The sequence below is a fragment of the Amycolatopsis sp. genome, assembly GCF_025464955.1.
Taxonomy (GTDB): Bacteria; Actinomycetota; Actinomycetes; order Mycobacteriales; family Pseudonocardiaceae; genus Amycolatopsis.
In genome coordinates, this window is sequence record NZ_JAODNM010000149.1 from 41395 (window position 1) to 56200 (window position 14806).

The window sequence follows — 14806 nt, forward strand, 5'->3', positions numbered from 1 at the left end:
GGCGGCGCGGACTGCGCGGCGATTGAAGTGCGACTCGCACTCCCAGTTCCCCTGATTCAGGTCGATCTGTGGACGCTCGGTCATCGGTGGACACCCCGGCCGCCCTCTCTGTCAGAGCTGGCAGCGGGTGACAAGCCTGATGCGGGCCATCAGGCAAAAGTGACTTCCGGGAGTTCCGGGAGTTCCAACCCGGACGGGCCGAAGGTTGACAAGCGCTCGCCCATCGACCCTCCTGGCTCCGGCCTGCGGAGGTGAATCCGGCTCTTGACAAGAGATCGCACGGGAGTGAGGCTGTTCACATCCATCCAGTCAAACGTTTGACTGGAGTGCCGTCTTGCAAAAGTCAAACGATTGACCTCTTGAAAGGAGACCCATGCGAGGGCGACTCCGGCGGCCTGCAGTGTTGCGGGCCATCGCTGGTGCGGTGGCATGCCTGATCACGTCTGTGCTGGTTGGGCAGGTCCAGGCGGCCGAGGCCGCTCAGCTGGCAGGTGGCGACGGCACGATCCACATCGCGCCCAGCAGCCACGGCGACCAGTGCTCCATTTCGAGACCCTGCGGGATCGACGACGCACAGAAGAAGGTGCGCCAGCTTCGGGGAAAGACTCCGGGTGACATCGTTGTGCGGCTGGCCGGCGGCACCTACCGGCTCGACAAGCCTCTCGACTTCAGCGATCAGGACTCCGGTTCACCCGGCCATCAGGTCGTCTGGGAGCCGGAGCCCGGTGCGAAGCCCGTGCTCAGCGGCGGTCAGCAGATAACCGGCTGGGCGCGCGCGGACGCGGCCCACGGTGTCTGGGCGGCCAAGGTCCCGGCTTCCTTGCAGACCCGCCAGCTCTACGTCGACGGAAACCGGGCACCGATCGCCCAAGGCCCGGCGCCCGTCGCTCTCACCCGATCCAACGGGGGCTACGTCGCCGCCGATGCCGGCTACGCACAGTGGCGTAACCCGTCCGATGTCGAGTTTGTCTTCACCCGTGGCAACGGGGATTGGACCGAGTCGCGCTGCCGGGTGGCGGGGATCAACGGCACGAACATCGCCATGCAGCAGCCGTGTTGGGACAACGTCACCAACCGGCCCAAGCCGGCGATCCAGGCTCCGTACTACTTCCCGGATCTCGCCGCGAACGCCACCCCGACCCGGGTCGAGAACGCCTACGAACTCCTGCATCCGGGGCAGTGGTACCTTGACGCCGCAACGCACGTCCTCTACTACATTCCCGTCGGTGGAGCCGATCCCAACCGGTCGGTCATCGAAGCTCCCACGCTGCAGACGCTGGTCTCCGGGAACGGCACGCTGGACAAACCGGTGCACGACATCGTGCTGAGGGGCCTGCAGTTCTCCTACGCGACCTGGCTCGACCCGAGCGGGCCCGATGGCTTTTCGGAGATCCAGGCCAACCTCCGCATCACCGGTGACCAGCGGGTGAAACCTCAGGGCACCTGCAACTTCACGCAGCCAGCCGGGACATGCCCCTTCGGCGCCAACGCACAGGAGCCCGCCAACGTCACCTGGCGAGCGGCGAAGAACGTGACCGTCGAGAACAACACGTTCACCCATCTCGGCGCCGCGGGCCTGGCCTTCACCTATGGCAGCACGCAGAACCTGGTACGGGGCAATACCTTCACCGACATTTCCGGTATCGGTGTCATGCTCGGCAGCTCCAACGACCCGCATCCCTCCGACGTGGGCGCTGATGACCGCGAGATCAACTTCGGCAATCGCATCGAGAACAACTACATCCATCACATTGGCGTGGAGTATCCAGGGGCGGACGGGATATTCCTCTTCTACACCAGGCAGACCACGGTCGCCCACAACGAGATCGCGAACGTGCCGTGGGATGGGATCGACAGCGGCGCGAACGCTGGTCACCTCGACACCGCGGATCACCCCGACGTCACCACGAACATCAATGCCGACAACGTCATCGCCGACAACCTGGTACACGATTTCCACTCCGTGCTCGCCGACGGAGGCGCAATCTACCTGGAAGGGCACCAGGGCGAGACACTGCGGAAACCCGACGGCAGCATCGACGAGGAGGCCAGCTTCCAGCACGGCACACACGTGACCGGGAACGTGGTCTACAACGACCTCCACAGTGGACTGACTCTGTACAACGATATCGGGAGCCAGTGGATCACCTGGAACCGCAACGTGGAGTTCAACAACAGTGCGGGCAACGGTGGCTGCGCACCCAACGGGCACCTGCGGTTCATCGGCAACTATCACTCCGACCAGATTTCGGTGTACCCCTGCGGGCCGCCCGCGGTCGATTTGCAGTACTCGGCCAACGTCGAAATGCCGTTGAAACCGGGGGCGGCCGATCTGCCGCAAGACATCGTCTCGACTGCCGGTCTAACGCCGTCATACCGCTTTCTGGCCACCACACAAGCACCTCGGGTGGCGTCGGTCACCCCTCGTAAGGGGGTCGCCGCCGCCGCGGTCGACGTACTGATCACCGGTTCGGGCTTCACTCCGGGTTCGGCGGTTTCGTGGACCGGCGCACAGTCCACGGCGGTCAAGGTGCTCTCGCCAAGCTTCATCGTCGCCACGGCTCCGGCCGGGGCGTCGCTCGCAGAAGCGACCGTGACCACGTCGGCGGGTAACTACTCCGGTCCGTCCGGGCTGCCTCTCGCGGGAGTGACCGCCGATTCGATGGACGACGAAGTGTTCTGGCGTAGCAGCTTCGATGCCTACAACGTGGTGGATCTCAATGAGAGCAGTTTCTGGTCCTCGGCGGGAACGGCGATGCCACATTGGATCCAGGTGCAGTTCACCCACCCGGTGAAACTGGGCAAGGTTGTGGTCAGGGTGCGCCGGCTCGGCGGTATCGCGATACCCGGGTTGACGGTCAGCGCCTCGGCCGGCGGGGCCCCCGCGCAGGTCGTGGGCACGGTGTCCGGGAATGCGGCGCAGGATGTCCCGTTCACCTTTTCGACTCCGGTCAGCGCCGACACCATCCGGGTCCAGGTCGACAGCGAGACCTATCAAGGGTCGCCGCGGAACAACGCCGACCTGGCGGAAATCGAGTTCTACGACGAGGCCGGAAACCGGCTCGGCCACTGAGATCGTGCGTCCGGTGGGCGAAGCAGGGACCTGTTCGCCCACCGGAACCGGATGCGCACACGTAAGACGAACGGGATCACGCGACGCTAAAGGACGTTCTCCAGCGCTCGGATCACCTGCGCCACATGACGTCGCGTGGCCTGCTCGGCGGCCGAGGTGTCCCCGGCGAGCACCGCGTCCACGATCTCCCGATGCTCGTCCAGGCTCGCCTGCGGCCGGCCCGGGACAGTGATCGTGACGTTCTGCCCCAGCCGCAGCTGCGCGCCCAGCAGGTCGGCGATGGCGTGCAGCCTGCGGTTGCGCGACCCGCTCCAGATGAGCGCGTGGAACTCGCGGTCAAGCTCCGCGTACGCCTCGGTGTCGTCGTTGGCGAGCGCTTCGTATTGCCCGGCCAGGAGTTGCGGCAGCCGATCGAGCAGTTCCGCGGGCCGGGTTCGCGCGACATCGCGGGCGGCGAGCGCGTCGACCGCCGAGCGAAGTTCGTAGATGTCCCGCATGTCGGCGAGGGTGAGCTCGGCGACGAAGAAGCCGGAATTCTGCTTCGCCACCAGGAAACCCTCACGCTCCAGGATGGCGAGGGCCGCCTTCACCGGAGTGGGCGAGATTCCGAGGCTCTCGGTGAACGGGCGCACGGTGACGCGTTCGCCGGGTTTCAGAACTCGGCTCAGGACGGCCTCGCGCACCGTTTCGTAGGCGAGCTGAACCCGGCTGCCGGACTCGTCGGACAGATCAGGCAAGACCGGGCTCCCGTGCTTCTGGACTCTTCGGATGCATGGGCACCAGCAGGTGGCGAGCCCAGATGCCTAGCTGATCAGCATAATGCGCGCTGTCCGGATCGCCGGACGCCCCTCCGGGCACGACCCATCCGGAGCGGGTCAGGTCGGCGAAATCGAGGACCTGGCGGTACACGGACAAGTTCGTGATCGGGTACGGCGAGCCCTCTACCCAGCCGTAGGCGCCGTTCTGGATGGTCTCGTTGTCCCCGCCGATGCCGGCGTCCGGCGGGTCGAACGCGGTTCCGGTCACCGGATGCAACGGATGCCGGGCGGCGGTCCGGTGTACGTCGGCCCAGTTCGACGGTTGGCCGTCGACGCTCAGCCACGCGGACTCCAACGCCTCGGCCAGCAGCTCGTCGTCCAGCTCCTCCGCAGGCCAGGCACCGGACTCGCGAGGCCAGGTGAGCCCGGCGAACCAACGCCGCAGCACGACCGGTAGCCCGGGTAGTCCGGCACGCAACACCCAGCTCGTGGTCTCCTCGCCGATTTTCCGTTCGAGCAGCCGCCGGGCGACGGCACGCCGGAAACCCGCGTGGATCAGCCCGGTTGCGGTGTCGCCGCGAAGATCACCGGCGCCCGAGACAAGAACCGTGCGCGCGATTTCGGCGGCCCCGGTGAACGGGCCGCGCTTGGCCAGCAACTCGGACCAACGCCGAGCGGCGACGGACGTCGTGTCCCCTTGCCAGGCGGTCACGTCTTCCGCGCTGATGTGGCTCGTCCGCCCGGCGAGTTCGTGGATCCGCTCTACGCGGTATGCGTCGTTCATCGAGTGCGAAACGAAGGGACGCTCGTCGGGCGTGACGGTGTTGTTGGCCGTCACGAGGATGTTCTCGACCGGGTCCTCGGTCCGGGGCATCAGCGCGAACGACACCCGGCCGCGCCATTTCGACGACCCTGCCCAGCCGGGCACCGGCACCTGCGTCGCGGCCAGGTCCGCCCGGTCGGGCAGCAGACCTCGCAGCAGGTAACCGATATGACCGTCGACGTCGGCGACGAGCAGGTTGTTGAGTGGGTCGACCCACTCTTCCTGCGCGTCCAGCATCGCCCGCGCGCTCCCGGCGAGCAGCATCCGGCGCAGTACCCCGAACTGGCCGCAGGGTTCGGCGGTGGCGGTCCAGCGCAACGACAGCGCCGCGCCCGAAGCCGGATCACCGTGCACGATCGGCCCGTTAGGACTCCGCCAGCAGGTCTCGACGTGGTCCTCTCCCCCGCGCACGCCGATGCGCTCGTCCTGGGGAAGCGCCGGGACCCAGCCTTCGGCGGTACGGATCTCGAGGCCTTCACCTGCCGAACGGAACTGCTCGACGTAGAGATCCTGCGCGTCGCCGGCGGCGTTGGTGATCGCCCAGCCGACGCGCCCGTTATGGCCGAAGTGCGGAAACCCGGGCACGCCGGGGAAGGTCGCGCCGCTGACGCTGAACTCCGGACAGCGGAGGTGCGCCTGCCAGTAGGTGTTCGGCGCCTCCAGCGCGCGGTGGGAGTCGTTGGCGAGAATCGGGAACCCGGTGGTGCTGCGCTCGGGCCCGATCACCCATGCGTTGGATCCACCTTCAGCTTCGGCGAGGAAGCCGAGGTGTTCCGCGGCGCGCTCGACGTCGTCGCGTGCCTGGTCGAGAAGTGCCGCGCGCGGGTCCTCGTCCGGGATCCGGCCCAGCGGCGGGACGGTGACTCGCATCCCCGGCAGCGGGCGGGGATCCAGAACCGCCGCGGCCGCGTCACCGGCTTTGGCCCGAAGCATCGCGCGGGCGATCTTGTACTGCCACACGCCCATCATGATGTGCCGGATCTTGAAGGCCAACAAGGAATCCCGCGGGGTCCACGGTTCCCAGCAGATCCCGGCGAGGTCGTATCCCGAGGGCAACCCATGGTCGGCGACATAACTGTTGACGCCGTCCGCGTAAGCCTCGAAGGTCTCGGCGGTGACCGCATCCAGCACGGCCAGATCGTTGTCCGCCGCCTCGGCGAGCTGGAGACGGCGGGCCAGCTTGTCGGCCGGAAGCGCCGACAAGCCAACGACTTCAGCCCAGCGCCCGCGCGCCCGGCGCCGATCGTATTCGAGCTGCCAGAGCCGGTCCTGCGCGGCCGCCCAGCCGAGCCCGAACCACGCGAGATGTTCCGTTTCGGCTTCGATACGGGGAATCCCGTACGTGTCGCGGTGAATCGTCACACCTTCCGCGGGCTGCGTCATGCCGCGCCCACCTGTGCCGTCTCGGCGTAGTGACAGGCTGCGGCACGCCCGTCCGGCAACACACGCAAAGCCGGGGTCTCCTCTCGGCAACGATCGGTCGCCAGCGGGCAGCGTGAGGAGAACGCGCACCCGGACGGCTTCGACAGCGGGCTGGGAAGCTCACCCATCGAGCGCACAGTCGCGGCGACCTTGTCCCGCGCACGGACACGCGGGCGGGGCGCGGCCGCGAGCAGGAGCTGGGTGTACGGATGCCGAGGGTCGGCAAAGACCAGCGCGGTAGGCCCTTCCTCGACGATCCGGCCCAGGTACATCACCGCGGTCCGCTGCGCGAGGTACCGCACGAGCGCAAGATCGTGGCTGATGAACAGATAGGTGAGCCCACGCTCGGCCTGCAACCCCCGCAGCAGGTTCACCACCTGTGCCTGCACGGAGACGTCGAGTGCGGACACCGGTTCGTCGCAGACGATGAACTCCGGGTCGAGCGCGATGGCCCTGGCGATCGCGACCCGCTGGCGCTGCCCGCCGGACAGCTCGTGCGGGAATCGTCGGGCCAGTGCGGAGGCGAGGTTCACCGCGTCGAGCAACTCCCCGACCTTGCCCGCGAGATCGCCGGCGAAACCGTGGACCCGCAACGGTTCGGCGATGATCTGCTCGACGGTCATGCGGCCGTTGATCGAGTCGTACGGGTCCTGGAAGACCGGCTGCATCTTGCGCCGCAGCGCGCGGAGTTCCCGCTTTCCGAGGCCGTGCACGGAATCACCGTCGATGGTGACCTTGCCCGCACTCAGCCGTTCCAGCGCGAGCAGCAGTCGCCCGGTGGTCGACTTCCCGCAGCCCGACTCGCCGACCAGCGCGAGGGTGGTGCCCTTTTCGATGCGCAGATCAACGCCGTCGACAGCGGTGAGCGTGCCGCGCCCGCGCACGTCGTAGCGTTTGGTGAGACCTTCGGCCACCACGAGATCCTGACCGGTCATCGGGCCACCTCACTGAGCAGATCGGTACGCGGATTCCAGCAGGCGACGGCACTTTCGCCGGTCGTCATCAGCGCGGGCGCGGTCGCACACTGGTCGGTGGCGCTCGCGCACCGCGGCCGGAACGGACACCCTTCGATGTGCTCGCCGACCGACGGCACCTGCCCGGGGATGGTGGGCAGATCGCCGGTGGCCGGCCGGTCCGGGTCGGGCACCGAGCGCAGCAAAGCGGCGGTGTACGGATGCTCGGGCGCCTCCAGCACCTTCGCCACCGGACCCGATTCGACGACCGATCCGGCGTACATCACCGCGACCCGGTCCGCGATCTCCGCGACCACGCCCATGTCGTGGGTGATGAAGAGCAGCGCGGTGTCCCTGGTGCGTTCGCGCAGCAGTGCCAGCACCTGCGCCTGCACGGTGACGTCGAGCGCGGTGGTCGGCTCGTCGGCAATGAGCAGTTCCGGCGCGCCCGCCAGCGCGATCGAGATCATCACCCGCTGCCGCATCCCGCCGGACAGTTCGTGCGGCATCTGTTTCGCACGCACCGCCGGATCCGGGATCCCCACCGACTCCAGCAGTTCCAGCGCCCGGCGCCATCGCTCGCGCCGCTTCATCGACGTATGAATAGCGAGCACCTCGGCGATCTGCGTGCCGACGGTGGCCGTCGGGTTCAGCGCGCTCATCGGGTCCTGGAAGATCATGGCGATCCGGTCGCCACGGATCCGCCGCATGGTCCGTTCGTCACGGCCGATCAGTTCGGTGCCGCCGAGACGCGCGGACCCCGAAGCGTAGGCACCGTGCGGCAGGAGATCCATCAACGCCAGCGCGGTGAGGCTCTTCCCGCAGCCGGACTCCCCCACCAACGCCACAGTTTCCCCGCGCGCGACGGTCAGATCGACCCCGCGCACCGCCTCGCGGCCTTCGCCGAAGTCCACCCTTAGGCCACGGGCATCCAGCAGTTGCTCAGTCATGGAACGGCCGCCTCAACTTCGCCAGGGACACCTTCCGGCCACCAGTGTGGTGCGCGGCGATCTCTCCCGCCGTCGGGCACCACAGTTCGGTGTCTTCGACCACCGGGGCGAGCAGTTCTTCGAGCGCGTCGACCCGAGCGGGCCTGCCCGACAGCCACGGGTGAACGGTGATCATGCACAACGTGCCGTGCTTCTTCGCGGCGGCGATCTCCGCGCGCCAGCCCTGCCGAACCTCGGGCACTGTGGCAGGCGGACGCGGATCCCCTGCCACGTAACGGTAGTAGGGCGCGTCGTCGGTCACCCAGTCCACCGGCACCTCGACCACACCGTCCACTTCGTACGGACGGTCGTCGCCCATCAGCGAACTGTCGTAGGTCACGCCCAGTGACCGCAGCACCGGGAAGACGGCAACGGACATGTCCCAGCTCGGGGAGCGGTACCCCACCGGACGGGTGCCGGAGATCCCGGCGAGCTCATCCGCTGCCCGATCGAGGGTCCGGCGCAGATCGTCGACCGGCAGGTGGGTGGGTGGCTCGTGGCACCAGCCGTGCAGCGCGAGCTCGTGTCCCTGGTGGGCGATCGACGTCACCTGATCCGGGTATTCGTGGGCGATCCAGCCCGGGATGAACGCCGTCGCGGTCAACTTCAGATTGTCCAACATGGACAGCAGGTTCGAGACCCCGCGGTTCGGCCCGTACCTGCGCTGTTCCAGTTCCCCTACCGCCTGGCCGTGGGAATCCCTGCTGCGCCACAGATACGGCGATTCACCGTCGAAGTCGAAGGTGAAGCAGACAGCGGCACGCTTGCCATCCGGCCATGGATAGGTCATCACGAACTCCTCGGAGTCGGAGTGAAGTCGCCGGCCGTGCGGCCACCGTCGACGGTGAGCGTCGTCCCGGTCACGAACGACGCCGCGCTCGAACACAGCCACAGGATCGCCGACGACGCGTCGCGTGGGCCGGAGGTCCGGCCGAGCGGGATCGTCCGCCGCATCTTGTCGACGTGCTCGGGTGGGAGGTCGCTGACCTCGCTGCCCGGGGCGAACCCGGGCGCCACCGCGTTGACCCTGATTCCCGCCTCGGCGGATTCGAGCGCGAGCGCCTTGGTGAGCATCTCCAACGCGGACTTGCTCGCGGCGTAGATCCCGCCGGTGCGCGTGGTCCGCTGCGCCGCACCGGAGCTCAGGTTGATCACGTTGCCCTCGACGCCCGCCTCGGTCATCGTCGCGATCACATGCTGTGCCAGCTGGAAGGGGGCGATCACGTTGACGTCGAAGATCGACTCGATCAGGCCGCGGTCGGTCGTGGCGACCGGGGTGCGTGGATAGATCCCGGCGTTGTTGACCAGGATGTCGGCAGTGGGCCACAGCCGGTCGAGCGCGACGAGCACCTCCTCGATCCCGGATTCGGTGCTCAGGTCCGAAATCACGCTGTGCGCGCCGAGCCGCCCGCCGAGTTCCTTCAGCGGTTCGACCCGGTTGTCGCACAACAGCAGCTCGGCCCCGGCGGCACTGAACGCCTCGGCGATCCAGGTGCCGATGATCCCGGACGCACCGGTGAGCACGACCCGTTTGCCGTCGAATTCCTCGCCGTAGTTGGGAATCGTCACGCCCTGGCCCCCTCCTTCTTGAAGATCCGGCTGCGCCGGACGTCGGTCCGCCTGGCCGGATCCAGCCGGTCCCTGGCCGCGTCACCGAGCAGGTTCACCGCCAGCACCAACACGAACAGCGCAAGTCCCGGGAAGGTGGCGAGCCACCACGCGGAGCCGAGGTACTGCTGTCCGTCAGAGAGGATCGAGCCCCAAGACGAGGTGGGCGGCTGCACGCCGAGCCCGAGAAACGACAGCGAAGCCTCGTAGACGACCATCAGGCCCAGTTCGAGGGTCGCCACGACGATCGTCACCGGCAGGACCTCTGGGAGCACGTGCCGCAGCACGATCCACCATGCCGGGGCGCCCGTGGCTGTCGCGGCGCGGACGAACCCGCGGTCGCGGGTCTGCAAGGTCGTCGAATACGCGATACGGGCGTAGCGCGGCCAGCGGACGAGCGCGAGGCACAGCACGACGTTGACCAGGCTCGGGCCGAGCACCGCGACCACCAGGATCGCGAGCAGGAAGAACGGTACGGACAGGACGACGTCGACGAGCCGCATGATCACCGCGCCGAGCCAGCCCCGGCGCCATCCGGCGATCACGCCCAGCGCGACGCCGAAGATCCCGGAGGCGAGCACCGCGACCACCGCGACGAGCAGCGAGACGCGGGTGCCGTACATCGTGCGGGACAGGACGTCCCGGCCGAGCGCGTCAGTGCCCATGAGGTGCTGGGCGTTCGGACTCATCAGCCGCTGGGCGAGTGTGGTGGTGTCCGGGTCGTAGGGCGCGAAGAGCGGCGCGAAGAGCGCCACCAGTACGTAGAGGACAAGAATCGCCAGTGGCAGCCGGACCCCGGCCACCGCGCGCAGTCGCTTCATCATGCTGGTTCTCCCTTGCCACCGGTCGAAACCCGGGGATCGATCACGCCGTACAACAGGTCGGTGCACAGGTTGATCACGACGTAGACCCCGGAGGCCAGGATCACGATCGCCTGCACCACGGGGAAATCGCGGGCGGAGACCGATTGGATGGTCAGCTGGCCCAGCCCCGGCCAGGCGAAGATGACCTCCGTGACGACAGCGCCGCCCAGCAGGTTGGCCAGCTCGAGCCCCGCCACCGTCAGCACGGGGATCGCGACGTTGCGGGCGAGATGCCTGCTGACCAACCGAAATCCCCCCGCGCCTTTCGCGCGGGCCGTGCGCATGTAGTCCATCGGCAGCTGTTCGAGCACCGCGCCGCGCGTCACTCTCGCGATGGCCGCGGCTGAGAGCGACGCGAGCGTGATACTGGGCAGCAGTAAGGAAAGCGGGCCGTCATATCCGGTCGACGGCAGCCAGCGGAGGCCGACCGAGAACACCAAGACGAGCAGCAGTCCGGTCCAGAACGCCGGCATCGCCTGCCCGGCGAGGACGATCGGCATCAGCACCCGTTCCTGCCATTTGCCCCGGTTGAGCGCGGTGATCACCCCGACGGTGACCCCGAACAGCAGCGACAGCAGCAGCGCGGCCACCGCGAGGTTCGCGGTGTACGGGAGACGCTCGGTGATCAGGTCGATCGCGGGCCGGTTCTGCACGTAGGAATAGCCCAGATCACCGTGCAGCGCATTGCCCAGGAAGTGGCGATATTGGTCCCAGAGCGAGGCGTTGAGCCCGAGTTTGTCCCGCAGGCGGTCGATGTCGGCCGCGGTCGCGCCGTCGGGCACCAGCAGGCGCGCCGGGTCACCCGACAGGCGCAGCGCGAAGAACACGATGGTGACCACGCCGAACAACGCCAGCAGCGCCTGCCCGAGCCGTCCGGCGACATATCTGGTGGTGCCCGACGAAAGCATCCGCGACGGCGAGCGCCGCACCGAAATCGTGGCCATGGTCAGCTCACCTTCATATCGGTCAGGAAGAAGCTCTCCTGCGCGTCCGGTGTCCAACCGACTCGGGAGTTCGCGCCGTAGATCGCGTAGTCCTGGAACAGCCCGATGCCGGGGAGGGCTGCGGCGAGGATCTCGAACGACGCGTTGTACAACTCGACGCGTTTCGCCGGATCGGTGACCGTCCGGGCGCGCTCGACGAGCTTGTCGAACGCGGGATTCGAGTAGGAACTCCAGATGGTGCCGGTGTGGAAGAGCGGGTAGATCACGCCGTCGGCGTCGAGGCACGAGCACGACCAGCGGCCGAACCGCACCGCGCCCCAGTCGTGCGCGGGGGCCTGGACCTTCTTGAGGTAGGTGGCCTGGTCGGTGTTCCGGATCTCGACCTGGAGCCCGACCGCGGCGAGGTCGGCCTGGATGGCCTGCACGATCTGCGGATTGAACGACGGCGAGGTCGCCATCACGACGGTCGCGCCGCGCACGCCGGCTTCGTCGATCAGCCTGTTCGCGGTGGCCGGGTCGTACCGGTTGTCCGGCAGGCTGGTGTCGTAGCCGAACGCGAGCGGGCTGAGCAGGGAGTTGATCGGTTTCGCGTACCCTCGCTGGAGGTTCTTGATCAACGCGTCGTAGTTGATCGCGGCCGCGATCGCGCGCCGGACGCGCGGATCGTTGACGGCACCACCATTGATGGTGTTGAAAGCGACATACGCGACGCGTTCGGTCGGCGTCGAGAGGACGGAGAGCTTGGGGTCGCGGGTGATCTGGTCGGCGGCGTCCGGAGTGAGCGTGGTGACGAGGTCGGCCTTCCGGGACTGCAGGTCCGCGACCCGGCTCGCGACGTTGGGCACCGCGCGGAACACCGCGCTGCGCACCTGCGGCGCCGGTCCCCACCACGTCGGGTTCACCCGCAGCACGATCTCCGAGCCTGCCGTCGCCGACACGACCACGTACGGTCCGGAGCCGATCGGCTTGGCCGCGAACTCCTTGTCCCCCACCTTCTTCACATACGCCTCGGGAACCACGGACAGCGTCGTCAGATAGCTGAGCAGGGTCGGCGAAGGCACCGAAGTCCGCACGATCAGATCCGGGCCTTCGGCCAGCGCCTGACTGACGACGGAGAAATTCGCGTACTGCTGACTGCCGAAGCTCTTGTCAAGGATGCGGTTGAGGCTGAAGGCCGCGTCCGCCGCCGTCAGTGGTGAGCCGTCGCTGAAGGTGACCCCGGGCCGGATGGCGAACTTCCATGTTTTCGGATCGAGCTGCGACCACGAGGTCGCGATCGACGGCTTCAGCTCGTTCGTCTTCGGGTCCCGGCGCAGCAGCGGGTCGAAGATGTTGCGGTACACCGAATAGCTGTCGGTGTCGTACTGCTGGCCGGGGTCCAGCGTGGAAGGATAGTTCGTGGTGTCGATGACCAGGGTGGACGCGTCCCGCCCCTCGGTGGCCGGCGCGATCCCACAGGCGGCCGTGGCCAGGGAAACCGCGACCGCCATCGTGGCCAGCGCCTTGCGTGTCGTCCTGCCTGTCCGATCCCGTGTCATCGGTTGATCCCGTCCGTCAGCACTGCCCAGATCACTGCTTCACCACATTGGATCAGATCTAATCCATTTTGACCCCCGGATCCGCCGGGTTTAACCGGCCCGCAACACCCCCGCGACGGTGTTTACCTCGCCGGAATACGACCGTCCTTCGCCAGCGTCGGCACGTCGACCGACACCGTCTCCGGGTACTTCACGCCGGTACCGGTGTTGAGGACGACCACTTCGTCGTCTTCGCCGAGCCACCCGCCCTCGCGCAGCTGCCGGGCGGCGACGAAACAGGCCGCGCCCTCCGGGCAGATGAACGTGCCTTCTGCGGTGGCCAGCTCGACCTGGGCGGCGAGGAGTTCCTCGTCGGTGACCGCGATCGCGGTGCCGCCGGTGTCGTAGACCGCCTCCAGCACCAGGAAGTCGCCGAGCGCCTTGGGCACGGTGATGCCGAAGGCCACGGTCTTGGCGTCCGGGAAGGGTTCACTCTCCCGGGCTCCACGATTGAAGGCTTCGACGATCGGGGCGCAGCCCGTCGCCTGCACCGCGACCAGCCGGGGCAGCGGGCCGGCCACCCAGCCGAGCTCCAGCATCTCCCGGAGGGCCTTGTAGATCCCGATGATCCCCACGCCGCCGCCGGTCGGGTACAGGATGACGTCCGGCAACCGCCAGCCGAGCTGCTCGGCGATCTCGTAGCCCATCGTCTTCTTGCCTTCGAGCCGGTAAGGCTCCTTCAGGGTCGACACGTCCTGGTAGCCGTCACGCTCGGCCACCGCCGCCCCGATGAGCTTTCCCGCGTCCCCGATCAAGCCGTCGACGAGATACAACTCGGAACCGGCGGCATGACACTCCGCCCTGGTGATCGCGGGCGCGTCGACCGGCATCGCGATGAGACTCGCCATCCCGGCGCGCGCGGCGTAGAGCGCCCAAGCCGCGCCGGCGTTGCCGTTGGTCGGCATCGCGACACCGCGGACCCCGAGCTCAGCGGCCCTGGACACCCCGACGGCAGCTCCTCGGGCCTTGAAGGTGCCCGTCGGTACGAGCCCTTCGTCCTTCATGAGCAGCCGCGATAGCCCGATCTGCTTGGCATAAGTGGGGAGGTTCAGCAGCGGCGTCATGCCCTCTCCGAGACTGACGATCTGCTCGCTCGAGCGCACTGGCAACAACTCGTGGTACCGCCACAGATCCGGCGCCCGCCCGGCAATCTCCTCCCGGCTCACCGTTTCGCGAACCACCTCCAGGTCGTACCTCGCCAGCAGTGGCGCACCGGCCGCTGAGGTGCCCTGCACCTGGTCGGCGTCGTACCGCTCCCCGGTCCGCGAGCACTCCAGGTGGGTGAGGGCTGAAAAGGCCACGGATTCTCCTCCGGACGGCGACAGTTTCCCGACATATTGGATCCAAAACCTGATCCCGTCAAGACCTGCCCGGGACAAACGACCCGACCACTCGCCGAAAGACCCACTTGAACTCAAAACGATCATGCCCCGACAGGACCGCGCCGGCGGATTCGCTCGGCCGGTCCTGCGCGATCTGCTCGCGGGCTGCACCGAGGTGCGATGCGCGGGGCGGCGGCCGGACAGGCTAGTTTGCTCGGGTGAGTCTCCTCGATGATGTGGCCGAGCGCGACGGCTGGCGATGCTGGGTGTGCGACGAACCGGTCGACCCCGACATGTCGGTGAACGACCCGCGGGGACCCAGCGTCGACAGCCGGACCGCCGACCGCAAGGCCAAGGTCGCCGAGCGGCTCGCGCACCGCGGATGCAACACCCGCAAGGGCGCGGTCAAGGTGGTCATCGCCTGGCCGGACCGCCTGTACGTGGTCGAACCCGCGCCGCTGATCACCGTTGCCG

General features: G+C 67.8%; 11 protein-coding genes and 1 pseudogene. 2 read left to right on the plus strand and 10 right to left on the minus strand.

Annotated elements, in window-relative coordinates; all coding sequences use genetic code 11:
* Positions 1-373: 373 nt before the first annotated feature.
* Positions 374-3073, plus strand: a complete 2700-nt coding sequence (locus JWQ81_RS38250) for a right-handed parallel beta-helix repeat-containing protein (RefSeq protein ID WP_297549537.1) — start codon at positions 374-376, stop codon at positions 3071-3073.
* 86 nt (positions 3074-3159) lie between these two features.
* On the opposite strand, the gene JWQ81_RS38255 is transcribed toward JWQ81_RS38250, so the two are convergent.
* The 10 genes from JWQ81_RS38255 to JWQ81_RS38300 form a co-directional block, all read right to left on the minus strand.
* Complete coding sequence (locus JWQ81_RS38255; RefSeq protein ID WP_297549539.1) at positions 3160-3810, minus strand: GntR family transcriptional regulator; 651 nt, start codon at positions 3808-3810, stop codon at positions 3160-3162.
* The gene (locus JWQ81_RS38260) at positions 3803-6037 is read right to left on the minus strand and encodes a penicillin acylase family protein (RefSeq protein ID WP_297549541.1); all 2235 of its coding nucleotides are present in this window, start codon (positions 6035-6037) and stop codon (positions 3803-3805) included. The genes JWQ81_RS38255 and JWQ81_RS38260 overlap by 8 nt, the downstream gene beginning before the upstream one ends.
* On the minus strand, positions 6034-7011 hold the full coding sequence (locus JWQ81_RS38265; RefSeq protein ID WP_297549543.1) for an oligopeptide/dipeptide ABC transporter ATP-binding protein: 978 nt from the start codon (positions 7009-7011) through the stop codon (positions 6034-6036). Before JWQ81_RS38265 ends, JWQ81_RS38260 begins: the two co-directional genes overlap by 4 nt.
* Positions 7008-7979: an ABC transporter ATP-binding protein gene (locus tag JWQ81_RS38270; protein WP_297549545.1), complete on the minus strand. Its 972-nt coding sequence runs from the start codon at positions 7977-7979 to the stop codon at positions 7008-7010. Before JWQ81_RS38270 ends, JWQ81_RS38265 begins: the two co-directional genes overlap by 4 nt.
* The gene (locus JWQ81_RS38275) at positions 7972-8808 is read right to left on the minus strand and encodes a polysaccharide deacetylase family protein (RefSeq protein WP_297549547.1); all 837 of its coding nucleotides are present in this window, start codon (positions 8806-8808) and stop codon (positions 7972-7974) included. Before JWQ81_RS38275 ends, JWQ81_RS38270 begins: the two co-directional genes overlap by 8 nt.
* Positions 8808-9587, minus strand: coding sequence for an SDR family oxidoreductase (locus tag JWQ81_RS38280; RefSeq protein ID WP_297549549.1), 780 nt, complete (start codon positions 9585-9587; stop codon positions 8808-8810). Before JWQ81_RS38280 ends, JWQ81_RS38275 begins: the two co-directional genes overlap by 1 nt.
* On the minus strand, positions 9584-10450 hold the full coding sequence (locus JWQ81_RS38285; protein WP_297549550.1) for an ABC transporter permease: 867 nt from the start codon (positions 10448-10450) through the stop codon (positions 9584-9586). Before JWQ81_RS38285 ends, JWQ81_RS38280 begins: the two co-directional genes overlap by 4 nt.
* Positions 10447-11433: an ABC transporter permease gene (locus tag JWQ81_RS38290; protein WP_297549552.1), complete on the minus strand. Its 987-nt coding sequence runs from the start codon at positions 11431-11433 to the stop codon at positions 10447-10449. The genes JWQ81_RS38285 and JWQ81_RS38290 overlap by 4 nt, the downstream gene beginning before the upstream one ends.
* Before the next feature lie 2 nt (positions 11434-11435).
* Positions 11436-12971, minus strand: a complete 1536-nt coding sequence (locus JWQ81_RS38295) for an ABC transporter substrate-binding protein (RefSeq protein ID WP_297549554.1) — start codon at positions 12969-12971, stop codon at positions 11436-11438.
* A 122-nt stretch (positions 12972-13093) separates the two neighbouring features.
* Entirely contained in the window at positions 13094-14311 is a 1218-nt protein-coding gene (locus JWQ81_RS38300) for a threonine synthase (protein ID WP_297549555.1), read from the minus strand.
* A gap of 239 nt (positions 14312-14550) precedes the next feature.
* On the opposite strand from JWQ81_RS38300, the pseudogene JWQ81_RS38305 reads away from it, so the two are divergent.
* Positions 14551-14806: pseudogene (locus JWQ81_RS38305) on the plus strand (hypothetical protein); the annotation flags it as partial.

What these genes read in the sequence shown, in the direction of transcription:
- JWQ81_RS38275 (WP_297549547.1), bottom strand. Translation starts at nt 8,808, where the DNA reads ATGACCTATCCATGGCCGGATGGCAAGCGTGCCGCTGTCTGCTTCACC.
- JWQ81_RS38250 (WP_297549537.1), top strand. Translation starts at nt 374, where the DNA reads ATGCGAGGGCGACTCCGGCGGCCTGCAGTGTTGCGGGCCATCGCTGGT.
- JWQ81_RS38285 (WP_297549550.1), bottom strand. Translation starts at nt 10,450, where the DNA reads ATGATGAAGCGACTGCGCGCGGTGGCCGGGGTCCGGCTGCCACTGGCG.
- JWQ81_RS38265 (WP_297549543.1), bottom strand. Translation starts at nt 7,011, where the DNA reads ATGACCGGTCAGGATCTCGTGGTGGCCGAAGGTCTCACCAAACGCTAC.
- JWQ81_RS38260 (WP_297549541.1), bottom strand. Translation starts at nt 6,037, where the DNA reads ATGACGCAGCCCGCGGAAGGTGTGACGATTCACCGCGACACGTACGGG.
- JWQ81_RS38270 (WP_297549545.1), bottom strand. Translation starts at nt 7,979, where the DNA reads ATGACTGAGCAACTGCTGGATGCCCGTGGCCTAAGGGTGGACTTCGGC.
- JWQ81_RS38295 (WP_297549554.1), bottom strand. Translation starts at nt 12,971, where the DNA reads ATGACACGGGATCGGACAGGCAGGACGACACGCAAGGCGCTGGCCACG.
- JWQ81_RS38290 (WP_297549552.1), bottom strand. Translation starts at nt 11,433, where the DNA reads ATGGCCACGATTTCGGTGCGGCGCTCGCCGTCGCGGATGCTTTCGTCG.